The organism is Synechococcus sp. Cruz-7E5 (assembly GCF_024345995.1).
Classification (GTDB): Bacteria; Cyanobacteriota; Cyanobacteriia; order PCC-6307; family Cyanobiaceae; genus Regnicoccus_A.
The window spans coordinates 94,466-116,287 of sequence record NZ_JAGQCE010000008.1 but is presented as its reverse complement, the minus strand read 5'-3'; the positions used below and the strand labels follow the sequence as shown (position 1 = coordinate 116,287).

At 61.9% G+C, this 21,822-nt stretch carries 23 protein-coding genes; 10 read left to right on the top strand and 13 right to left on the bottom strand.

Features of this window, described 5'->3' with window-relative positions; genetic code table 11:
• Positions 1-128: 128 nt before the first annotated feature.
• From KBY77_RS10650 to KBY77_RS10635, 4 genes are read right to left on the bottom strand one after another with little or no spacing between them, the layout of a single operon-like run.
• A complete protein-coding gene (locus KBY77_RS10650; protein WP_255104147.1) occupies positions 129-3,425 on the bottom strand; it encodes a cell division protein FtsA in 3,297 nt (1,098 codons plus the stop codon).
• A gap of 38 nt (positions 3,426-3,463) precedes the next feature.
• On the bottom strand, positions 3,464-4,963 hold the full coding sequence (locus KBY77_RS10645) for a hypothetical protein (protein WP_255104137.1): 1,500 nt from the start codon (positions 4,961-4,963) through the stop codon (positions 3,464-3,466).
• Position 4,964: 1 nt separating this feature from the next.
• Positions 4,965-5,501: a hypothetical protein gene (locus tag KBY77_RS10640; RefSeq protein WP_255104135.1), complete on the bottom strand. Its 537-nt coding sequence runs from the start codon at positions 5,499-5,501 to the stop codon at positions 4,965-4,967.
• A gap of 15 nt (positions 5,502-5,516) precedes the next feature.
• Positions 5,517-6,713: a hypothetical protein gene (locus KBY77_RS10635; RefSeq protein WP_255104133.1), complete on the bottom strand. Its 1,197-nt coding sequence runs from the start codon at positions 6,711-6,713 to the stop codon at positions 5,517-5,519.
• 332 nt (positions 6,714-7,045) lie between these two features.
• On the opposite strand from KBY77_RS10635, the gene KBY77_RS10630 reads away from it, so the two are divergent.
• On the top strand, positions 7,046-7,342 hold the full coding sequence (locus KBY77_RS10630) for a hypothetical protein (protein ID WP_255104131.1): 297 nt from the start codon (positions 7,046-7,048) through the stop codon (positions 7,340-7,342).
• A gap of 83 nt (positions 7,343-7,425) precedes the next feature.
• Here KBY77_RS10630 and KBY77_RS10625 read toward each other — a convergent pair whose 3' ends face one another.
• Together KBY77_RS10625 and KBY77_RS10620 are read right to left on the bottom strand one after the other, a co-directional pair.
• The gene (locus KBY77_RS10625) at positions 7,426-7,953 is read right to left on the bottom strand and encodes an ISAs1 family transposase (RefSeq protein WP_255104195.1); all 528 of its coding nucleotides are present in this window, start codon (positions 7,951-7,953) and stop codon (positions 7,426-7,428) included.
• Entirely contained in the window at positions 7,950-8,624 is a 675-nt protein-coding gene (locus KBY77_RS10620; protein WP_255104129.1) for a transposase family protein, read from the bottom strand. Before KBY77_RS10620 ends, KBY77_RS10625 begins: the two co-directional genes overlap by 4 nt.
• A gap of 478 nt (positions 8,625-9,102) precedes the next feature.
• Here KBY77_RS10620 and KBY77_RS10615 point away from each other — a divergent pair, with 478 nt between their 5' ends.
• The 3 genes from KBY77_RS10615 to KBY77_RS10605 are packed head-to-tail and all read left to right on the top strand — an operon-like array spanning position 9,103 to position 11,231.
• Complete coding sequence (locus tag KBY77_RS10615) at positions 9,103-9,696, top strand: hypothetical protein (RefSeq protein ID WP_255104127.1); 594 nt, start codon at positions 9,103-9,105, stop codon at positions 9,694-9,696.
• The gene (locus tag KBY77_RS10610) at positions 9,693-10,349 is read left to right on the top strand and encodes an ARC6/PARC6 family protein (RefSeq protein ID WP_255104118.1); all 657 of its coding nucleotides are present in this window, start codon (positions 9,693-9,695) and stop codon (positions 10,347-10,349) included. The genes KBY77_RS10615 and KBY77_RS10610 overlap by 4 nt, the downstream gene beginning before the upstream one ends.
• Before the next feature lie 9 nt (positions 10,350-10,358).
• A complete protein-coding gene (locus tag KBY77_RS10605) occupies positions 10,359-11,231 on the top strand; it encodes an N-acetylmuramoyl-L-alanine amidase (RefSeq protein ID WP_255104116.1) in 873 nt (290 codons plus the stop codon).
• Positions 11,232-11,820: 589 nt separating this feature from the next.
• Here the strand turns inward: KBY77_RS10605 and KBY77_RS10600 are convergent.
• Together KBY77_RS10600 and KBY77_RS10595 are read right to left on the bottom strand one after the other, a co-directional pair.
• The gene (locus KBY77_RS10600; protein WP_255104114.1) at positions 11,821-12,237 is read right to left on the bottom strand and encodes a hypothetical protein; all 417 of its coding nucleotides are present in this window, start codon (positions 12,235-12,237) and stop codon (positions 11,821-11,823) included.
• Positions 12,234-12,506, bottom strand: coding sequence for a galactose oxidase (locus KBY77_RS10595; RefSeq protein ID WP_255104113.1), 273 nt, complete (start codon positions 12,504-12,506; stop codon positions 12,234-12,236). Before KBY77_RS10595 ends, KBY77_RS10600 begins: the two co-directional genes overlap by 4 nt.
• Before the next feature lie 195 nt (positions 12,507-12,701).
• On the opposite strand from KBY77_RS10595, the gene KBY77_RS10590 reads away from it, so the two are divergent.
• The 6 genes from KBY77_RS10590 to KBY77_RS16795 all read left to right on the top strand — a co-directional run bounded on the left by KBY77_RS10590 (position 12,702) and on the right by KBY77_RS16795 (position 15,995).
• Complete coding sequence (locus KBY77_RS10590; RefSeq protein ID WP_255104111.1) at positions 12,702-12,959, top strand: hypothetical protein; 258 nt, start codon at positions 12,702-12,704, stop codon at positions 12,957-12,959.
• A gap of 80 nt (positions 12,960-13,039) precedes the next feature.
• A complete protein-coding gene (locus tag KBY77_RS10585; protein WP_255104109.1) occupies positions 13,040-13,189 on the top strand; it encodes a hypothetical protein in 150 nt (49 codons plus the stop codon).
• A 368-nt stretch (positions 13,190-13,557) separates the two neighbouring features.
• Complete coding sequence (locus KBY77_RS10580; protein ID WP_255104107.1) at positions 13,558-13,773, top strand: hypothetical protein; 216 nt, start codon at positions 13,558-13,560, stop codon at positions 13,771-13,773.
• Between the two features lie 211 nt (positions 13,774-13,984).
• A complete protein-coding gene (locus KBY77_RS10575) occupies positions 13,985-14,353 on the top strand; it encodes a hypothetical protein (protein ID WP_255104105.1) in 369 nt (122 codons plus the stop codon).
• A 321-nt stretch (positions 14,354-14,674) separates the two neighbouring features.
• On the top strand, positions 14,675-15,478 hold the full coding sequence (locus tag KBY77_RS10570; protein ID WP_255104103.1) for a hypothetical protein: 804 nt from the start codon (positions 14,675-14,677) through the stop codon (positions 15,476-15,478).
• 148 nt (positions 15,479-15,626) lie between these two features.
• The gene (locus tag KBY77_RS16795) at positions 15,627-15,995 is read left to right on the top strand and encodes a DUF1416 domain-containing protein (protein ID WP_399212681.1); all 369 of its coding nucleotides are present in this window, start codon (positions 15,627-15,629) and stop codon (positions 15,993-15,995) included.
• A 927-nt stretch (positions 15,996-16,922) separates the two neighbouring features.
• Here KBY77_RS16795 and KBY77_RS10565 read toward each other — a convergent pair.
• From KBY77_RS10565 to KBY77_RS10545, 5 genes are all read right to left on the bottom strand, one after another.
• Complete coding sequence (locus KBY77_RS10565) at positions 16,923-17,213, bottom strand: hypothetical protein (RefSeq protein ID WP_255104101.1); 291 nt, start codon at positions 17,211-17,213, stop codon at positions 16,923-16,925.
• A gap of 11 nt (positions 17,214-17,224) precedes the next feature.
• Positions 17,225-18,103 carry a hypothetical protein gene (locus tag KBY77_RS10560; RefSeq protein WP_255104099.1) on the bottom strand — a complete coding sequence of 293 codons (879 nt, stop codon included), beginning with the start codon at positions 18,101-18,103 and terminating at the stop codon, positions 17,225-17,227.
• Positions 18,104-18,178: 75 nt separating this feature from the next.
• Positions 18,179-19,261: a LysM domain-containing protein gene (locus KBY77_RS10555; RefSeq protein WP_255104097.1), complete on the bottom strand. Its 1,083-nt coding sequence runs from the start codon at positions 19,259-19,261 to the stop codon at positions 18,179-18,181.
• Positions 19,261-19,737, bottom strand: coding sequence for a hypothetical protein (locus tag KBY77_RS10550; RefSeq protein ID WP_255104095.1), 477 nt, complete (start codon positions 19,735-19,737; stop codon positions 19,261-19,263). The genes KBY77_RS10555 and KBY77_RS10550 overlap by 1 nt, the downstream gene beginning before the upstream one ends.
• Positions 19,734-21,386, bottom strand: coding sequence for a DUF4055 domain-containing protein (locus KBY77_RS10545; RefSeq protein ID WP_255104093.1), 1,653 nt, complete (start codon positions 21,384-21,386; stop codon positions 19,734-19,736). Before KBY77_RS10545 ends, KBY77_RS10550 begins: the two co-directional genes overlap by 4 nt.
• Between the last annotated feature and the right edge of the window lie 436 nt (positions 21,387-21,822).

Here is a 21,822-nt window from a genome sequence, read left to right as displayed (position 1 = left end):
TCTGTACTTACCGGCTGAACGATCATCCATGGCCCTGAGAGGGGCCAGGGGCGTGGCTGCCATCAGCGCAAGGCTGAGCAGCAGCGGCTGGAGTGCATTCAGGTTGGCTGTTCTCATGGCGGGTGCTTTCAGAATCGCTCGGCCCAGATCCGGCCCAGGGTGTTGGTGAGAGCCCGCAGGCCCAGAATGAACCCGGGCTCGGGTTCAAGATCGCTCGCTTCTTGGCCCACCTTCGCCAGGCACAGGGAGCGCACTTCCGTCTCCACTTCGCCCCAAAGAGTTTCGAGGTCGCAGAGCTGACGGATCGGCAGCAGGCTGCGGATCCGCAGTTCGGCGATAATGGCGTCGTAGTGATCCACAAAGGCACGCAGGGCGTCAAGATCGGACAGCTCGTAGCGCTCGATCCGCGACATCGTGTGCGGCAACTTCACACGGTCACCGGCATTGAAGCTGAGGTCATTCACCACCAGCCGTGCACCGCAGATCATCACGTCATCCCGCGGGTCGAAATCGCCGGTCAGATTCACGCCGGAGCTGATCAGGCCGCAGGCTGTTTCATCCTTGTAGGCATCCGAGAGGGTGGTGGAGGCGTTGCCCGCTTCGCAACCGGAGGCCTTGATCTGCAGCATCTCCAACAGGCGATCCGGATCGCCGCCCTTCTGAAAGCTGGAGCTGGCATCGGTCCAGTTGATCAGCCTGCCGCCGTTGCCACCCAGGTACACCGGGGTGGGGGTCCTGCGGCTGAGCTTTCCCTCCTCGCGCAGCACCTTTTGCACCTGGCCGAGGTAGTGATAGATGCCGCCGAAGCTCACCGCCAGCAGGCTCAGGAACTGCTGCAGCGGTTGCTGCAGTGATGACTTCTGGTTGACAAGCATGTCGAGTCGTCCGGCGAGCAGTTCGTCGGAGCCATAACGCATGATGTTGTCAAGTCGGCTGGTGAAGTTCCGGTCCTGCCGGGCCCTTGCTTCATCGTCGCTGATGTCGTTTGTCAGGCTGGGCGGGAAAAGTGACTTGAGGAACGAAGGCTTGCGGCGCAGCAGCTGCGAGCTGATGTGGCGTCCTGCGAAGGGAACCGACACCTGGTGGATAAGCCGGTTGTCCTGCCAGAGCGAGATGTCTGTCGTGCCACCGCCCACGTCCAGGCAGGAGGTGTGCACCATCTGACGGTTCTGGAAGTTGCCGAAATAACTAGCAAAGGCCACGGCTTCCGTCTTCAGACCGCCGCCACCGGCTTTGTTGTCGAGCGCATGGCTCAGGCCGGTCAGATCGTTGAGATCGGCACACAGTTCCACCCACACACGCCGGTAACGGGCCAATTCATTGGGAGAAAAAGCGCTCGGGTATGACACCGACCATTGCAGCTCCCGGGCACCGTTGGCTGCTGCGTTGGCGCTGATCAGGAGAGCCAGCTCCTTGAGGAACGGCTTTTGGTACTGCATCTGCTCCCACTTGAAGCCGGTACGCAGCTCGGCCCCGCCGAACTCGCCAGGGCTGGGCACCCGCAGGCGGGCCTCGTGGAAGAGCTCGGGCACCTGACCGAGCACCTCCTGCCACCCGCGCAGGCTGATCGCCGTTGCTGTGGGGGGATTGCCGCCGTTCTCGGCATTGGGCAGCATCTCCTCAGGCACGAAGTACTGATTAAGCAGGCGCTGACGTTCCTCCTTTTGCGACAGGGTGAGCGAGATCATCCGGGTGTCGAGATGGCGTCGCTGGGGTCCACTGCCCTCATCGATGAAGAAATTGCTGAAAGAGGTGCCGAAGTCAATTCCTACCCTCCACTGGGTACCCATGTCGGAGCTGGTGGCTGGTGGCGTCACAGGCAGCAAGCCCCGGTCCTGCCCGCGCTCGCTCAGCCGCACAAGATCCGGGAAGTGACGGCTCGTGAAGTACTTAACCACCTGTTGGCCATCCCGCCCGAGCTTGCGGTCGTAGTCGGCGAAACCATCCACGGTCAGCGCCGTCGGACTGTCTTCGCAGAATAGGTAGTAGAGACTCCAGCGCTCATCGCTCACATACGGCCAGAGCGTGATCACCGGTAGATCCTCCGCCACCAGGTTCTGCTCCTTGAGCGGATAGGTGCGGGAAATCGTGTAGCCATCACGCTGGCCCTGAAGGGGCAGCGTGAGGCGGATCTCCAGTTCGCTCCTCACGCTTGACTGCATCACCCGCAGCTGGCAGCGCTCTTGCAGTTCGCGGCTACTGAACAGGCGTCGGATCTCCGGCCGCAGCGGCAGCAGGGGTGTCACCGCCTTGCCGTTCACCTGCGGTATACCGTCCAGTCGACTCGGCAGCCAGGAGTGCATCAGGGCCTGTTCACCGGCCACCAAGTAGAGCTCGTCGAGGAAGATCTGATCCGGCGTGAGCACGGAGATCTCCTGTCCGTACTGCCGCTCAAGCTGCTGCGGATCGAAGCCAATTGACTCAAGCGTGGCGGATTTGTGGAGGCAGATATCGGCCGCACTGATGCCGAGCTTGTTCGGCATGTCGGGATCCACCAGCACCACTGGCTGGCTGGTGGGGGTGTCAGCCAGGGGGACCTTGAGCCGGTCACCCAGATCGAGGGTGGCCTGGCCGGCGCTGACGCCACCCTTGGCCGGCCGTGAGAGCAGGGCCAGTGCCACTGGGTTGGCGGGCAGGTTGGCCACCCGACCGCTGTCGGAGAGGGTCGGCGTATTGAGGCGACCGCCATTGAGCCGGCTGATAAAGAGATCAAGCACCTCTGCCATCTGCCCTGCCGTGGTCTGGCTCTGGAGGTCTTGCGCATTCAGCATCCCGTTTTTAACGTGGCTAAACCAGTCGGCCAGGGCCTGGCGCTGGGGAGCCCCCAGGAACTCCACCGGACTGCTGAAGCGTCCCTTTCCAGTCCAGCCCATACCCTGAATCGGTTGGGGCAGATGCACGGCTGGGCAGAAGAGTGTGCTGGGTGAGCTGAAGCCCACCACCGATCCCTGCAGCGTGAAGACGTAGACGACTTCCCAGGGATTGCGACCATCGGGATGCCGTGACAGTGCCGTGCTGCCATCGGGGAGGGAGCTGGCCAGGCTGCGGGAAAAGGAGCCCACCACATCGTCCTGCAGATCCGCATGCTCTAGCAGCGCCACACGCTGCGCATCCATGCGTAGACCGAACATCTCCCAGAGGCCTAGGCAGGCCATGCCACCGAACAGCTCCACGAGCAGCGAGTCGCGGGTGGGGTAGCGCGAATTCAGGACTGCCTGCTCGAACTGAAGCGCCCGTGACCAGGGGGATGGGAGCGAATTCACCCGGGTGGTCGACACCTCGTAAACCAGGCTCTTGGCGATCGTGCCCAGGCTCTGCTGATCGCGGCCCTGCCACTCTCCAGCCTGGGCTCCGCCAGCCAGCGGTGGGTCTGTCTTGGGAAACCAGGGGATCTGAACGATGTCTTGCGATTGGGATGAGGTCATGGCTGTCGTCGTGGAGGGTCGGTCGATGTCGTCAGGATTCAGACCACCTGGGTCCAGAGGCAATCCGCCAGGCCTGCCATGCCGCGGTGTGGGATCTCCTCCGAGCTGAGTGCGTCCATGCGCACCTTGATGGCCTCCACTGTGTCGGCCGATTCCGCCCGTCTCGGTCGCGCCTTGCCCTGCACCACCCGGCTGAGATTGTTCTCAAAGCGGTCGCTGGGGGCCAGCAGGTGTGCAGTCATCAGCTCCTGTCGGAAACCGCTGCCGAGGTTGCTGGTGATCTGATTCAGCCACTGCAGCAGGGTGTCGCAGTACTGATCGATGGCGCTCTGAACAGTCAGCTGCTCCTTGTCGCGAATGCCGGGTCGCCCACCTCTGCTTGCAATGGCTCCGGCCGGATGGAAGAAGCGTCGCGCCCAAGGGGCGCCGCTCACGAACGTGCGCATCGGCACCTTCTGGGCGTCGTTGATCTCACGGCTGATGTTGTTACGCCAAGCCACCGCGAAGCGGGCCCCGCGCGCCAGCCCCTCACCAACCTCTTCATCATCGGGCAGGTCCTCCCAGCCCACGCTCTGCTGCTCCGAGCGACTCAGCACATAGGCGTAACCACCACTGGAGCCGCCGGGATGACGAACACCCAGGGCGGCAAGTAACTCCACCAGATGGGCAGCGTTCGACTGGGAGGTGCCGCCGATGCTGAAGCCATAGCGGGCCTTGATGTCACTTCCTACCAGATATACGCGGTCAAAGCAGGCCCTGCCACTGGTGCGCAGGTATTGCAGGGCGGCGTCGGTGTTGAGCTGGAAGTTGCGCGACTCGGCATGCACGCCGGTGTCTTCATCGGCCATACCCTCGAAATCGAAGTAGGGCAGCAGCAGCGAGGCCTGCACCTGAATGCTGGTGAGCCCCTGACGCTTCAGCCAGTTCTTGAGAAGCTGGCCCAATGTTGGGACACCGGAGGCTCCGGTGCCACCGAACACGCTGCCGAAGAGGTGGATCACAGGGGGATCTTCACTGCCTGCCGCTGTCTGAATGTCGCTGAGCATCTGCTGCCACTGGCCAACTTGGGCCTCTTTATCGAGGCTGATGCGGCTCATAACGGCCGAGCCGATCGGCGGGCGCCCGCGGAAGCCCACCTCCAGGTCGGCGCTCTGCTCTTCCGGCGGGAAAAGGCAGTCGAACAAAGCGGCCACCCCTGGGGCCTGGGTGCGCAGCACAGCCTTGGGGAAAACCTGATCGAGGCTGATTGCTCCCGTGGAAGTGGTCAGCGGACTCCACTGGCCGTAGTCCCTCAGTTCCGCGCGGGCGAAGCGGTCGCTGTTCCGACCTACGGCTCGCCGCATCGCCCCGTACCGGTTGATCGCGGTCTGAGCACGCACAAGAAGAGCGCTCTGCTGGTCCGGCTCCACCAAAAACGCACCGAGCCGGACGGGATTGCCGTCTTGATCGGCGAGCAGGCCGCAGGCATGAAGGTGAATCAGGGCTTCGATGCATTTTGCGCCGGTACCTCCGACGCCGATCGCGAAAATCTGTTTCATCTCAACGGCTCCCGAGCAGGGTGACGGCGCCTGGCACTACTAGGCGGAAGGTGCGTGGTGAGGCGAGCAAGGTGGGCAGCCAGAAGAGGAGGATCACGTCCAGCAGGACGAATCCCATCAGCAGAATCCAGCCGCCGGCGGGAACGGGATAGAAATTGTTGGCGGCGCCCTCGATCGGGCTGGTGCCCGAGACCTGCCACTGGAAGATCGTGAACCAGCCGAGGCAGAGCCAGCCGAACACGGTCAGTAGAACGGCGGCGAGCCACCACATCGGCTGCATCTGACGGGTCTGGGCCGAGCTACTGGGCCGTGACGACCAGGTAACCCCGATCCAGATCAGCAGGGCGGTGATGCATCCGGCCCAGAAAACGATAAAGGCCGGGCTGCTACCGGTCTGGAGATAGTCATCCAGCTTCAGGCCGGGGCCCACCAACAACCCAGGGAAGAGATTAAGAAAAATCCAGTTCTGGCCGAGAAAGATCCAAATCACGCCTACAGCCACGCAGGCCGCGAGCAGGACCCATTGCAGATTTCGCATAATTCTGTTGTTATTTCATTGGCTGAAAGCCAGACACAACGATGCTGCGGGAGTCGCTCCCGGGGCCACCATAAGCTTGCTCAGGCTAGTCAACATAAGCAACAGCCCATCGGTTTGATCGTGGGCCCTCTCCTCCGCAGGACTCCACCGGTTCCAGCTCAGCCACCAGGCTTCCGGCAATTGCCCGCGAGGCACAAAGGCACGCACAGCTTTGGATGGTGAAGTGTCGGGAATCCGAATCGTTACGCTCAGTTCCTGGTCGTTCATCTGAAAGCCTTTCACGCTCAGACCATTCAGCCCAGAACTGCCTCCTGGCAGGGCAATCGCTTCAAGACGCACAAGAGCGAGATCGGGTTTCTCTTGTCCTGATGGGAGGCTTCTGCTGCTGCTTAGGGTGACGCCTTCGGCCTTGGGGTACAGCTTGGCGAATTGATAGTGGTCTTCACCCGCCGGGCTGTAGGTCGTGCCGGCCAGGCGGACCGGCAGTCCGCCGCTGATCGCATCCGCGGGGGTGCCAGACACGCTGTTCGCCGTGAGGGTCGGCGCATTCGCCTGCTCATCAAGGAAGGTGAGCTGCATGGCATCGGTGGCCACGCCCGCCAGGGCCGCTTTGGTCTTCACATCCGTGAGCAAGCCGTGCAGCTGGGTGCGGGGCCCTGTGGCGAGAAGATACACCGGCCGTTTCGCTTCGCCGGTGTGAATCACAGCGCCCTGGCTGTCGTAAACCATACCGTTGAAGGGCAACCGAACCGCTAGCACTCCGATCACGGCGCCTTGATCCGCGTGGGGTCTGATCGATGCCACAAGTTTGGCAATGTCACCGTCGTTGACCTCTAGGTCGCTGATCGCGATCCTTAGTGGTGCTTTCCCCTTGCTCAGCCCTGGGGCGTTCCAGAGCGCTTCCAGGCTCGAGCTCACCGGCCTGAACGCTCCGCATCCTTCGAAGAAGCAGGGATCCGCCGCCTCCAGCGCATCGCTAAAGGGTTTGCTCTCACCACCACCAGCCCTTTGGGCCTGCACAGGGAGTCCGTTGGCCGCCGCCGCCAGGGTCACGCCCTTGATCAGTCCCTTCCAGGCGCTGGCGGCCTGCGCCGATCCTGTCAGCCCCAGCATCGATCCGCTGCCGTCGATAGCGAGATCAAGGCTGGCGGCAGCGGGCAGGGCATCCCACTGCTTGTGCTGGGCTGGAGTCGGTGCTGGGTTGCCGGTCACACAGGCCGGAAGCTGTGCCCTGCTGCAACCGGTAATCAACACAGCCACTGCCGCTGCCATGAACTCCCCGGGTCGTTGACGGGATCGAGAGCAGTGCAACTGGGATGTGCGGGCAGGACTCGCAACTTTACTCGGCATAGGAGATGCCGTCAGATGTCATCTCCTTTGGCCCGGTTCACCAAAGTGAACATGCCACCGATCACCAATACGAGCAGTGCCCCCAGGCCAAGACCGAGCACCGGCAAAAATGAGGAGGGTGCTGCAGGTTTGAGCGGTTGTTTCTGTGTGCTGGGCTGCTGGGGTGCAGCTGAGGACTGAGCCGGAGACTGGGGTTGGTTGGCGGCATACTCACCGGATCGCCGGAATCCCTGCAGATAGCCCTCCTGGAAGGACTGACGATGTTCTACGGGCGTGCCATGGTGATCATGGTGGTACATCTCGTGGTCGCCAACTGCTGCGAAGGTGGCACGCGCCTCGTCGAGATCACCCGGCTCCAGCAGCCCTTTCTGCAGCACGTAGCGAGCGACGCCGCCAGCAAAGCGATCAGCTTCCAGTTACCCCTCTTTCCCCTGGGGATGTCGATCCATGTTACTGAGGTAGGCGCGGCCAAATTCGTGGGCGAGTACTGAAAGGGCGCCGAAATCGCCATAGCGGGCCGCCACCTGATCACCCAGCAAGGTCTCCAGATATACGGCAGGGCTGATTCAAAGTCTTAACTCGAGCTTGTTTCTGGCTTTCTCGTCGCCATCGCCAGTAGCGCCGTGATGTCGTGAGTTACGGCCTGCATCCCTGCTCGGATTGACTGATACCCAGCCAGTCGGAGCAGGTTGAGGGCTGCCGTCCGCAGAGTCGCCATCGCTCCGGCCCCGTTGCCCCGGTAGCGATGGGCGTCCTCGTGGAGCTGGGTGCCTGTGATCCAGTGCCAGCCCTCAATGCTCCAGCGGTCGCGCACCAGTTGCAGCAGCGCTTCTGGGGTGGTTCGCAGGCTGGTGAGAAACAGATGGGTGGCCTGGAAGATCTTGCCGTCGCGAATGCCGACGGCGATCACTTCCACGATCCAGCTGGTGCCGCTCCAGGCCTGGCGGATGTGCTCCGGTGCCTGTCTGGCGCGGAGCGTCCAGGTGATGGCACGACCATGACCCTCCTCGAAAACACTTGCCTCAACAGGGATGTGGCGTTTCCCCTGGAACTGGCATCGGATCTGGCGATGCAGGGTCTCTTGGTTCCCCTTGACGGTCAGGAGGAAGTCGGCCCCCTGCTCCTTGAGCTGCTGAAAAACGGCTTCTGGGTGTGGAGCGCGTCGGCCTGGATCAGCACACCGTTCAGGTCAAGCTCGCCGAGCAGTTGCCGGAGCACCGCCCGCTCGTGGTTCTCACCGGTGGCATAGCAGGCCTGGCTGATGGCCACTCCCAAGGCGGCCGAGTACAGCGTCACCTGGGCAATGAACGCCGAGCCGCCACCAGGCGTGGGCTCAATCGAGCCACGCAGCGTTTTGCCAACCGCTTCGCGGAAGCCAAGGGCTACACACACAAGCTGATCTAGATCCACTGCACCACCTAGGATCTGGGCGATCGTCCAGTCACGGATCGCCGCGCAGAGTGCCTCCACATCCACCTGCAGGAAGAAGTAGCGGAAAGCCGAATCCGATGGGGGCCGCCGCAGTTCAAGCCCAAGCGACTTGGTGAGCGCGGCGTGATGACGGCGAGCAAACCGCTCCAGATCCCGCAGGCTCTGGCAACCGCTCAGGATCCCGAGCACCGCCACCAGCAGCAGATACCAAGCCGGAATGCGGACCCCACGCCGCATGCGGGCATCCGGTATCGCCTGCAGGTAACTGATCAGGTCAAGATCGGTTGCGGCAGAGGCGGTTTCGGGCACAGGGAGGAGGCGATACCACCGACCAAAGCCCATGCCGGCAGCTCAGGCCAGAGCAGCTGTGACACACTTTGAATCAGCCCTGAGGTAAACGGGGTGATCGCCAGGGCAGCAGGCGGGAGCGTCCATTCATGAATTCGGGCAGGCTCTTGAAAAAGCCTTCCCTTGATAGAAGAACAGACGTGGTGCAGCGATGCTCTTCCCTCTCGGCAGGTTGAGGATGCAGTCCCTGAGCAGGTCCTCAACGGCCCCGGCATGACCTCAGTCCCAGGCTGCATGCGCGGCTTCCCGATGCATTTTCTGCATCAGGAAGCCTGCGCTCTGTGCAGTCAGCGCAGCCACGCATTCCGAAGGTCCCGTAGCTCTGGATATCTTCTGTCGCTTCGGATTAAAGTCTGAAGCGGTTGAAACCTCGTCCATGTCTGCTTCCCCTCACGCCTTTGAGGCGGGCCGAGCCTTTCGTGATGGATGGAATGGATTCAACCGCAACGCTGGCACGCTGGTCGGCTTCACTGTGCTGGCGGCCGTTGTGCTCGGCCTTCTCCAGGGGCTTCAATATGGCCTGATCTCCGCTGGCACCAACAACCCGGATTCCCTCATGGGCATCTCCGTTCTGCTGTTCGGTATCGCGCTACTTCAAGCTATTTTAGGTCTTGTTTTTTCGATCGCACTTCTGGATGGGGGCCTCCAGTCGGTGCGTGGTCGTACACTGGCCTTCACGGAACTATTCACCAAGGTGGCCGAGGTCCCAAACTTGATCGGCCTGCATCTCTTTGGAAGTCTGGCTATTGTGTTAGGCCTGCTGGCATTCATGGTCCCTGGGGTTTATCTGGCGGTGTCCTACGTCTTTGCAGGTATGGCCTTGGTGGACCGCCCCCAGTCCTTTGTGGATGCCCTCAACAGCAGCCGCCGACTGGTGACGCCCCATTGGTTTGACGTGACCCTGTTCCTGCTGGCCGTCTTCGGTGTGGTGGTGCTCGGGTACCTCGCCTGCCTGGTCGGAGGCTTTGTCAGTGTCCCCGTTGGCTTTTGCATGGTGGCAGCTGGCTATCAGCAGCTGCTGTCCCTCAGTGGCCAGGTCGCTCCGTCTGCGGAGCAGGACTCTTGAAAGAATCCAGTCGCGGTTTCACCAATCAGCAGGCCCTTCTGGTTTTGCTGATCTGCTTCCCGGTCGGACTCATTGCCCTAGGAGTCGTGGTGATCCTGCTCCAGCGTCCGACTCCCCGGATGGCCCAATCGCAGCAGACCCCCAGTCAGGAGCAGCTGTCAGATCGCAGCACCACGATCAAGCCCCTGCCGAGCGCCAAACCACCGGCTGGCCAGCAGTCAGACCAGCAGTCAGACGTCCAGTCAGACGTCGAGTCAGGACAACAGTCAGGCCTCAATCAGCTTGAGGCCAGGGCAATCGTGGAGCAGTGGCTGACTGTGAAGTCTCAGATCTTCGCCCCTCCTTTCAACGCCGATCTTGCCGATCAGGTGGTGGCGGCCGGCCCTCTCTGGACTGATATCACGAAAACGGATGGCTCGATTCAGTGGCTTAAAAATAACAATAGCTATTACTCATACACAACTATCAAGGTGAACGAAGTCATCAGCTTCCTGCCTTCACCCTCTATGCCGTCGATCGTCGTATCGGTGACTGAGGCTTCCATCCTCCATTCGCCGAACGGGAATAAAGCGTCTTCGAACACTAATAACTGGCTATACACCCTCAGGGAAGAGGGCGGCCGCTGGAAGATCTGGGACTACCGCAAGCAGTAGATGAACCCAATGCCCCTTTGGTTTACTCTCTGTGGTCTGCTCGCGCTGAGCGGCTGCTCATCACTGCCGCTCCGTTTTCCCTGGCAGTCAAAAGACATCCGGAACCAATCCGGGAACACACAACCGTTTGACCAGAAGGATTCCAAGGCTCCGTCAATCAGCGCTAAAAATGGAGGAAATCAGGGTCTACCCGTTTTGATTGAGTTGGCAGATTCAGGTCTGCAACCAGTTGGGAAACAAGCGCGGACCAGTTGTGCTAAGAGCCTGGCCTTGCCACTCGAGCAGGCGGCGCTCGCCCATCCGAGCAACTTCGGTAAACGGGAGAAGCGGGATGGTTGGGGGCGCCCCTTGAATTCCATCCCCCAGCTCATCGTGCTCCATGAGACGGTAATCAGCGGGCCACAGACAGTTGCTTTCTTCCAGACTAACCACCCTGAAGATGATCAGCAGGCCAGTTATCACCTCCTCATCGACCGTGACGGCAGCAGGCTGCGCATTGTTCCTGATGAGAAGCGGGCATACGGCTCCGGGATGTCGGCCTTCGGCGATGCCACGCAGCGCACCAAGCCCTCGAGCGTTGGATCCATCAACAACATTGCCCTCCATGTCAGCCTAGTTTCTCCATCGGACGGTCGTGATGATCGAGACGGTCATTCCGGCTATACTGAAGCTCAGTACAAATCCCTCGCCGGACAGGTGCTGCTTTGGCAGGCTGGCTTTGGGATCCCAATGACCCGGGTCACTACCCATGCCGCCGTGGACCGCAGCCACAGCCGCTATGACCCACGCAGTTTCCGCTGGGATCGTTTCGATCCGCACTATCGCGCCGCTGCCGCAGTCTGCGGATTCCCCCAGTTCGACAATCAGCAGGCGGGGCTATGAGCAAGTCGGATCAGCACTTGCAAGACATCCGCTCCACTGCAGAAGAGGCAGAACTTTTGCAGGAGGGTCTAAAGTCGGCTCAGCCGGCTCACCCACGTATCCTGAGTGGGCCCAACTCGCACTCCATCCGTACACAAGGATGGGAGCTGTCTCGGCGAAGGATCAAGAACACCCTGCCGTTGTTCTGCTGATCCTTCCCATCCTGCTCAGCCCCGTGATCCTGCTGGACGTTCATCAGAACGGTGAAGGACGGTTTTCCTCGTCGTCATCTACCGCTTCCCTTGGGTACTCCGCCGATTGCGCATCGAAAAGGTAATTCGTTGGGCGCTGGTGGCCGGTGCTCGGGGAAGCGTATCGATCTTTCTGTCAACAGTTCGAAGTCGTTACTGCGGTGACGCCTACATCAATGCACAATGGAGGAAGCTACCAGCAAATTTTTCCGGTTGTGTCAGCGGCGCTTGCTGGGGGGATGACTCAGACCAGAGGCTTGAAGGCAAAGGTTCTACCAGGGAGGCTGAGGCGCACATCGCCATCGTCATCCACGCTCCAGTTGCCCGTATAGCGCCGTCCCCGGAAGATTACCTCTACTTCATTGTTGTCCCAGAGCACTACTGATCGGTTCACGCCTGACGCTGAGCGCATGGGCGGCTTCTGAGGCCGTGCCGGGGCCGCCGCCTCCGCAGACCACCACCACATCAGCGCTGAGCACGTTGATCACGTTGCGGGCCTTGCCCATGCCGGTGAACAGGGCCAGATCCAGTTCCGCGGTGCTCAGCCTGTCGTCACCGTTCCCTTCATCGGGCAGCACCCCCACCACCAGGTGCCCCTCCACTCGCGCCGCGCCGCGGCTTGCCGCTGCCATCACCTCCGCGGGTCGGCCACCGGTAAGCAGCACCCAACCCCGGGCGCTGATGCACTCCCCCAGCTCCTCGGCCAGGGCCACAGCCTCAGCGGAGGCGCCCTCTCCGGCGCCCATCACGCCCACCACCGTTCGTCGGTTGCTCATGCCACCTCCGGGCACCAGCCCCGCTGGCGCGTCATGTCGTCGGTCCAACCCTGGCAGCGGTGAGTGAGGTGCTCTCCCTGAGCCAGCAGGCCCTGGTGCAGTTGGCAGGTGAGCAGCGGGATGCAGTTCACACCGGCTTGGTGGCGGAACCAATGGCAGGTCATGCACACTTTGCGGCTGCGGGTGGGCAACAGGACCCCTTCATCCAGATAGGGCCACTCCTCGATCTCCTCCTGCTGATCGCCGGAAGTCCGAGAACGGGGCGGCAAGCGGGAGACCATCAGAGCACGGGATGCATACGCATGTACTAGCACTGATCAAGGTCGTCGCGCTGCTGCACTCGGCGCCCGTTCAGCTGGCGCCGGGGTGGCGCAGTGTCCGCCGCGGGCAAGGGCTACGCGAGCCGGCTACGCCGGCCCATGCCTGCGCTGCGGCCTGATCCGCGTCCGTCGCCTGGCCCCGCCATGGTCCTCACCTCTCACTCCTTCTCCGCTGGAGATCCGGTCGCTCTTGCCGATGCCTTCCGGGTTCGGCTGATGGGGATGCTGCGCTCCTATCGCGATCGGCCCATCCCTCGCGCCTGGATTGATGTTCCCTATGGCGAAGAAGAGATCACCCTGCTGGAAGAGGAGCTCCTGCCTGTGCTCAATCAGGTGCTTGCCCGCATCAACGAGATCGATGCCGAGCTGGAGAACCGGCATGAGCCGGGCGAGGCGGCATAGGGCCCCGGGCGGCCTGCGGCGGCTGGTGCCGCAGGCCCGTAAACCAGGGAACACTCAGAGCGTCACAGCCCGAGGCGACCATGCACACCATCGACTGGATCGAGACCGGCAAGCGTCAGATCCGCCGCCAGATCCTCTACCTGGCGCTCAACGTGGTGGTGTGGGCCATGCCGCCAGAAGACGAGCAGATCGCCTGGGGCGACGGCAATCTGGAGGCGATGGACAGGTGATCGGCAGTGTCATTGGGACGGTTGTGGCTCACGCTGTCCGGCTCAGCCGCCAGGGTCACCCAGCTGAGGGCCTGGTTCCGCAAGGAGACAGCAACGATGGCCTGCGGCCGTCTGATCCTCTTGGCCGGTCCCGCGCCTTGAACCTGGCGCGCGCGTGCCCCTCCTGATCCTCGGGAGCAGCAAGCCAACGCGGCAGCTGCAGCAAAGGCGGTGACGTTCCGGCCTGGCCACGGCGAGCAGAACCCGGAAGCTGCACCGGTCTGCTCGGTACGGCAAGGGCTACGCGAGGCGGCGCCGCTGCGCTCCACCGCCCCTTGCCTTCCCTGCGCGGGCCGTGCGGCGGAATCGGGTTCCTCGCCGTTCTGGCCATGGCCTCACTTCAAGCCCCCACCTGCGAAATCCGCCGCGTCGTCGTCCACTTCTATCCCGAGGGGATCAAGGGCGGCGGCCACCCCTTTGAGCAGCAGTTCTTCGGGAGGCGCGGCAAGCCGGTCAAGAAGATGCGCTTCGTGCCCGCCGAGAAGGCCTTCGCGATCGCCCGCTCCCTGCAGGGCACCAGGGGCTGCACCGTCTCGGTGATCTGAGCATCAGGGCCGCTGCGGCGGCCTTTTTTCTGCTCGCCACCAGCCCAGCAATCACCGCGACGGGCGGCGGGGAGGTAGCAGCGGGGAGGTGGCGGCGGCGGCCCGCTTCAGCCTGCGCGGCGGCGCAAGGGCTGACGCAAGGCGGCTCCACGGCGTTTCGCCACCCCTTGCCCGCGCCGCGCTGACGCTTCCGGTCCTTCGCCTCATCACCATGGCGTCCAATCCCGTTCTGTTCGATCACTCCCAAGCCGGTATCCGCTGGCGCGTGATCCAGCGCCTTGATCTGGCGCCAACAGGCACGATCGAGTTCGAGAAGTTCGGCAAACGGGGCTGCCTGCTGCACCTGATCACGGTCTTTGATGCCGCCAGGCATCACGACACGGATGGCAGCCAGTGGCAGACAGGGCCTGGAATTCCGAAGTATCTGGCCCGTCAGGTCGCCGGCAAACTCCTCTGCGAAGCCGAGGCCCAGGCACAGCCCACAGCCAAGGGCGCCCGATCACCGGTATCCGATTCACGGCCATCAGCCGCCAATGGGAATGGAGCCAAAGTCAAGTCCCTCAGGATCCTGGATCACTAACGTGTTGGCGTGGTGGCTTCAGGCGATCTCGAAGATCTGACCAAGATTGTGCTTCTCAAGCAGGCGCCGGTGGGAGATACTTTCTTCGCAGGAGTAGCTTAGATCCTTGTCTCATCCGGGTTTCGATCGCTGACGAGGTCAATACCTGCCATCGATCGACTTATCAGGCTTCCCCTAGACTTGAGCATCAGATGTTCATGCTGAACATTTTGGGCCATGGCGCCTGTACAATTTATGCACGGACAGCTCACTTAAGTTACCTTAACACTCAGACTTGGTCACACACATTTACTCTAGGATTCATGGTTAGTCAATTCTGCAATGGATGCTGCCGTGGAAGAGCCTAGCAACGATGCACTATCGTTCGTAATTTCACTTACAGATGATGACTGGGGGAATGGCGAAGAAGGTTGGTATTGTGATGCCTTGAGGCTGCCTAGCGCCAGTGTATATGGCTTATACAATGGCCGCAGTCGGATTCCTGATGATTATTTCGACGTAGACAGCTCCTTGGCGCTAATCCGCTGGAAAGAGCCGCTATCTTCCAGGCCTGAGCGACTAAGGGCTAAGATTACCGTAAGGAAGTTGCCGGTGTCAGATAGATGGAAAACAGTAAGCGTGTGGCTGGGAGGAGGGGGTCTGGTGGGTCTTATTGCAGCATTTGCAGCCATTTTGGATTCTCAAGGCGCAGGGAAAGTTATTGACGCATTTACGTCTATATTACATCATCCAGAATATACCATCAAGGGGAGAATGTCAGGGAAAAGCCTTAGCAATGAGGCATTATTAACTAAATTCAGTCCAATTGTAATTCCCCCCGAGCCAGCATTGGTTGACCCAGATGGCAGATTTACCCTAACAAGAGTACAAATAAATCCATCTAACACTAAGACGTTAGCCCTCCTAATGCAAAGCGAAGATCCTTCCATACCCAGCAAAAAGGTTGTGCTATGCCTACAAGAAGACAAGCAGCAGTGCGGTGGGAATGCCTTGGGTCAGAATGCAATGAGAAGTGATCCGGACATAATAAAGGTTGACGCCGAGATTGACAACAGAGAAATAACAGTTAAAGAGCCTATTCAGCTTGAGCAGCCCACTACGGAGCCATACCCTTTCCCGCCATAGGTTAAGCCCTGAGCATCACTGAAGGTCTTATTGATCATTGCTCTTGACTAACCACAGTTATCAGAAGATCTCAGCCAAGCACATTTAGTTCATTGATTCCAGGGTCCAAGGAGACTCTCAATAGCAACTCCGCCCGCACTTCTATTCAATGATTCCAATGAAGAAGATTCTGCAGCTTAGTGTCACTCACTTTATCTCCACAGGCCTCCATTCACTTTGGATCGGTGGCGTCATTGTCCTTTTCAACACGCCATTATCAGCACAGGTTGTTCAAGGCCAGGTAATTAAAGGAGGCCGTCCAGTTAGAGGTGTACCCACAAGAATTCTAACCGTGGACGGCGCTGAGACCGTAGCAGGGCCGAGCTACACGAATTCCATGGGTTTATACTACTTTTCAAGCGTTAGAGCTGGCAAGTGGAAACTTAGAATTGATGGGCCAGACGGGGTGCGTCAGCAAGAAATTAATGTCAAGTCTCCGGCAACCAACATCCCGCCAATAGATATTGAGAATAGGTAGAACCTCTCTGGAGTCCAACCTTGCCGCCAGGGTGGCACTCGTATGCGGCATCGGGCAAGTCCTAAAGGGAATCAAGATGGTCTAGGTTCTTACAAGTTCGTGCGATATTAATGCATTACAAGGAAGGCGAAGAACAGGAACACCTCACCGCATAGACCAGAGGCTCAGAAATTGTACTTAGACGAAATCTCCCTGTAGCCTACTGAATAATTCGGGCCCCTTTGTGGCACAGTCTATATGCCCTTCCGAACAGAGATTAAAGCCATCTACATCCCACAAAATGATCCGAAATCAGAAGGCCGCCCTCGCTACATTGCTAAAACTGCCGAGATTTCCCAATTATGAGAACCATGCTGGATCGCTAGTGCCAGCCCTCCAGTTGGGAGAGTAGCGAACAGCCGCCTGAGCTGGAGGTGGTTCCACCGCTCGCGCCCGCACAGTTTGCATAGCCCCTCGTGGGGGACTTGGTACTCAGCCATCGTGCGGCCTGCGCTTCGCCTCTCGCGCCTGCTCGCGCTTCACTTCATCCGCTTGTTGAGGCTCCAGCGAGAGTTACCAATGAGGTGTCGTTTGATTGTCCAGATTTTGCAACATTGGCGAAGCCACCCGCCGGGAAAACGAGCCTCCTTTTAGGGGTATACCCCCCTCTTTTTAATGTTGCTCGTTTGTTGTTGCTTCGTTTTTGGGGGTTGGCAATTGATTGTTGATTGGATGTGAGTTGCCGACTGTTGGCTGCTTGGATCTGGGTTGTCGGTCGGTTGACGATTGGTTGGCTGTTCGCTGCACCGCCAGCCCCGCTCACCTTCGGTGCGTGCGGGACTGGCTCAGTGCTTGGTTGCGTTGACCGGCGCCACCGCTGATGCCGCAGTGCTGCGCACTGGTGCGGCCCTGCGCGGTTCGTGCGCCTGAGTGCGTGGGTCGGTTCGATCAGCGCGTGCGACGAACGAGTTCTGGGCAGTAGCGCGAGCGGATGCGCCGTGCGGAGGCCTTGGATGCAGCAGTGCCGAACTGCGGAGAGCTGCCGTTGCGGCGCCGCCTGACCCACGTTCCCTTGCGGATCAGGCGGCTGTCCTGGGGGTTGGCGCGGCGGACGGACACGATCGAGCCGTAGCCGCTCCTGGCTTTCGCCTTGGCGCGGCCGCGGGCCTGGACGTTACTGCCTGCCGTGACCACCGTGGCGGTGGAGCGGTTGCGCCAGAACACCAGCAAGAACGGCACGATCGCCGTGATCAGTGCGCCGCGCGAGCGGTCGGAGTGGTCTTGCGAACCGCCGCCAGGTACAGCTCGCTGCTGCTCATCGCCTGCAGGTTCACCGGATCATCACTGCCATCGAAGGAGCGATCCGGCATGGCGTTGGGGAAGGGCCCGCCGCGTTGCTGGAACAGGAAGCCAAGCACCGCATGGCCGCGTAGATCCTCGATCAGGTCAGCGGAGCTGACAGCGCCCTGCTCACCGATCAATGGATTGCCGTCGTGATCGATCGGCTCGAGCTGATCCCTGCCGGTCTTGTCCTTGGCCAGGCGGAACATGGTCCCGCACTGCGCCTTGAAGATCTCAAAGAACGAGCCCCGATCGTCACCGCCGACCCGGCCCTCGGCGTCGTGGAACAAGCGCTCAAGCAGCCGCTCCTTGCGCAGGTCGAGGATCTGCTGGCGGGCGTCGTCGCGCTCCTTCTCGACGGTGCGAACCCGGCGGGTGTGGGCATCGCTGAGCTGGGACTCCCGCTGCTGGATCTGACGTTCCAGCTCCTGCTTCTGCCGCTCGGTCTCCTGCAGGCGGGCGTACTCATCGGGGTTGATCTCCGAGAAGCGCGCCAGCTGGGTGCGCAGGGTGCGCAGTTCCTTCTCCAGCTGGTTGTTGCGGCGGCGCTCAGCCCGCAGTGGATCGGGGCCAGCAGCTGGAGCCACCGGCTGAGAGCTTTCAGCGGTCTCAGCGACGTCGTGATCGTCGTCATCGGGCGCCAGCTCGCTGGGGTCCAGCTCAAGGTCATCGGGTTCAGCCTCAGCCGACGCGGCGGGAGCGGCCGGCGCCGGCGACTGGTTGGGCTGCTGCTGCAGCTGGGGGAAGGTCTGGAGCTGGTGCAATTGGTCGAGGAAGGATTGAGGCATCACCCATCACGGCTGTGGTGCTGCAAGCGCCCCATCCGGGCTGCGCTCACTCCTTCTATTGCCATTGACCAGCCATCAAGGCGTGCTGGGCTCGGGCGTCAGATCCAAGTCCCAGGCGTTCTCTGCAACGGCAGAAGCGCGCCGCTCCGGCAGGTAGATCCAGGCGCCGAGCGGCAGCAGCGTGGACGGGCGGTAGGCGGGCACAAGCAGCGACTGGCCGGGATCCAGCAGGGAGGACGGACGGATCGCCAACACATCGAGCACCACGCCAACTGGCAGCGGATCGTGCTGCGGCCAGCGGTCGTAGTCGGGGTTGTAGTTGCGCAGGGTCGTGACGGTGGTGTCGTACTGCTCAGCGACTGTCTTGAGCGTGTCACCGAGAACGACCGTGTGGCCCTCATCACGCAGCAGCGATGGGTTGAGCTGGCGGAGGTAGTCAACGGTGGTGCCGTGGCGACCGGCCAGGAGCGAGAGCGTGTCGCCCTCCACAGTGACGATCGTTTCCGTGGTGGCTAGTGCGGGATTGATGCGCCGCAGCGTCTGCACGGTGGTGCCGTAGCGCTCGGCGATCAGGTTGAGCGTGTCACCGGTGCGCAGCAGCAGCACGCGGTGGGGCTTGAGCACCAGGCTGATGCGTTCACCGAGCAGCGGTTGCGTGAGCAGCCCAATGCCGCCGGGGCCGTAGGCCGCACCGAAGTGCAGCACCGAGCAGCCAGCGAAGTGCGCTCGGGGATTGTTCGGCAGCACGCCGGGAGTTTGCAGCTGCGCCAGCGGCCCGAGCCAGATCGTGCCGTCGCAGGGCGCCACCACGGTGCCGAGGCGATCTGGATCCCACGGCAGCGGCAAACCCTCGCGCAAGCCAGGTGTGCTCCAGTCCTGCTGGGCATCAAGCCAGTCCCATGGGTTGGTCGTGGTGAGCGGCAGTGTCGCGGCGCGGCACAGGTAGCCGCCATAGGCCACATCGCCTGTGTCCACCAGGGGGCCGTTGTCACGGCTGCCGACGATCTGATCGAACTTGAGGAAGCAGTCGAGGACATGGCGGCGGATCGGTTGCGGCTCCCGTGCGTTCGGCCGCTCCACCTCAAACAGCATCAGGCGTGCATTGGCCACCGGCTGCAGAGCCAGCCAGAGCGGAGTGGGCGCAGGAGTGCTGACCATCAGCCGCGCAGCATGGTGCCGGTGAATGGCGAGGGCCGCTCCGGGATCCAGCTGCACAGGCTGGGGAGGATCAGCAGCAGGCTGGCAGCCCGGGCGCGGCGCTGAGCGCGCAGCACATCGGGTTCGCTTGGTGCATCCGCGTACTCAGTCTCAATCTCCTCGATCAGGAGGTTGGTGTCGTACTCGATCACATCGAGCTTCTTGACCGGCAGCGCGGCGGGTGGCTCCCCACCCGCCGCACCTTTGCGCCGGACCTTGCGGATCCTGGAGAGGTCTGTTGCGGTGATCTGTCCCAGCTGGAGGTCGATGGCGTTGATCGCATCGAGATGGTCGGTCGCCGCCGGGATGGCGTCGGGATAGCTGCGCTCGAGGCCAGCCATGGCGTCATTGATCGCTCGCAGAGCAGGTGCAGTTACGGGGATCAGCAGGGCGCTGCGGATCGCTTCCAGGTCGCTCGCTCGCCAGGTGGTGCTCATGGCTCAGCTGCTGCGGGGGGAGTGGGAGTGGGGCTGTGACTGTTGGTGTGGCTGTGGGCGGAATCAGCAACCGGCGGCGCGAGACGGTCAGGGCGGTTGTCGTTTGCGGGCGAGGTCATGCCACCAGCGGCAGCGAGCGCCAGCTGGTGGCGGATCTCATCGATCGTGACGACACCGAGCTGGAACAGCTGCAGCCACTCAGTGATCGACGGCTGGGGCCGCGATGGCGGCGTGAGCGGCGAGACGGTGATCGAAACACCAGCCCCTGGAGCGACACGATCACCGGTGAGGCAGCACCACTGGGCGATCAGGGTGGAGAACAGCGAGGTCTTCTGCGTCGCCATCGACTGCAGCAGCGCGAAGCTCTGCCCGGCGGTGAGGCTCACCTCCGTTTCACTGCGGCCCGCGCCACGGTTCTCCGATGGAATGAGCGCATCGCGCCGCATCGTTTCATCGAGCAGCACCAGGTAGGCGCGGTGCTCAGCCAGCGAGCGCGCGCGGATCTCCACCCACTCGAAGGACACACCCTCAGGCAGGTCGAGGAAGGTGGAGGTGGAGAGCACCAGGGGATCAGCCGCCAGCTGCTCACCGTCCTCGCCGCGGCGGAAGCCGTACTGATCCACCAGGCCCGTGCGTACGCCCACCGGCAGGGCGGTGCGCGACAGCAGGTCCTCGTATTCACTCTTGCAGCGGTAGTGGTTGAGGTACTGGTAGGCCAGGCCCAGGTGCGGCAGATCGCCCTCCCCGAAGGCAGCCCCATCGGCGGTGTACCAGAAGGCAGGCAGCACGAAGCGCTTGGGGAACAGCTCAGGCCGGCCGACCAGCACCGCCTGATGGCCGCTGGGGACACTCGGTGATGGCTGCACCTTGTAGGTGCGCAGCACCAGCCCGTCATCGGTGAGCGTGGCGGTGCGATAGATCCAGTGCTCCAGCTCCGGCAGCAGGCCGCCGTGCGCATTCAGCAGCGACGTCTGCACCGAGCCGGTGAGCTCAGGCTTGAGCGCCGCCTGGTCCGGCTCCCGCCAGGTGATCTCAACCGGCAGGCCGTCAGCATTGGGCAGGCGCCAGTTCAGCAGGTCACCGCGGGGGATCAGCACGAAGCGCGGCAAGGAGAGGCGATCACCACGGGCGATCGCCTCCTGCCGGTCCCCTTCTGACGGCCAGCGGTGCAGCGGCGGCAGCTCCAGCACCAGGCAGCCGCCATCACGCAGCACCAGCAGATCGGCCAGGAACAGCAACACACCCAGGTCAGTACCGCGTCCATCCACATCGGTGATGACCTGCTGCAGAGTGCACGGCAGGCTCAGCCAGTGGCAGTGGGAGAGCATGCCGGCATAGGTGCGCAGCGCATCACGGAAGAAGCCGGTGGGCTTGGCTGCATCGAGCCGGCGGCGGTACGCCTCGGGGCTCTCCTTGAGGCCCGGGGGGAGGTAAATCGAGCGACGGCTCGTGCCATCCGGGCAATCGAGCAGGTTCCAGCAGTCGAAGGTGAGCTGGAGCCGATCACGCAGACCGACCAGGGTGGGGTGCTCAAGCCAGGGCTGGAAGTCAGCCGAGGCTGCGTCTCGGGAGGCCGCATGCAACTCCTGCGGCGTCGGCGACCGCCACTTGTTGCGGGAGCGCTTGCGCTGGCGGGAGGCCGGTGCCAAGGGATGGTGGGCTGCTGGGGGCTATTGCCATCGCTTGCAGCTACCCGAATCTCTCTCTGCTGATCAGCGGAGTTGATCACTCGGTCTTACCATCAACCTCAAGGCACGATCACTCATTACGACTGGGCCGCTGAAAGAGGACACGACAGATTCCCAAGCGCCTGCTGGAGCGCGGGCAGGACATCCACACCATCGAGTATCTGAAGTGCCATCAGGCCGTGAGCACCAAGCAGCCCCCGGCGTCCTGGTGGCGGAGCTTGTTCCACAGGCATCTGATCAACCGTGGGCGGCTCGGGCTAAGCAGCCCCGTCAACCTTGTGTAGCATCATGAACAATTGGTTCTCTGACCAGTGAACGACATCCAATAATTCAGGTGATGCAACGAGAGCCCATGGAGCAGTTGGCTTCTGACGAATACCCATGCCCGAGCGGCCCT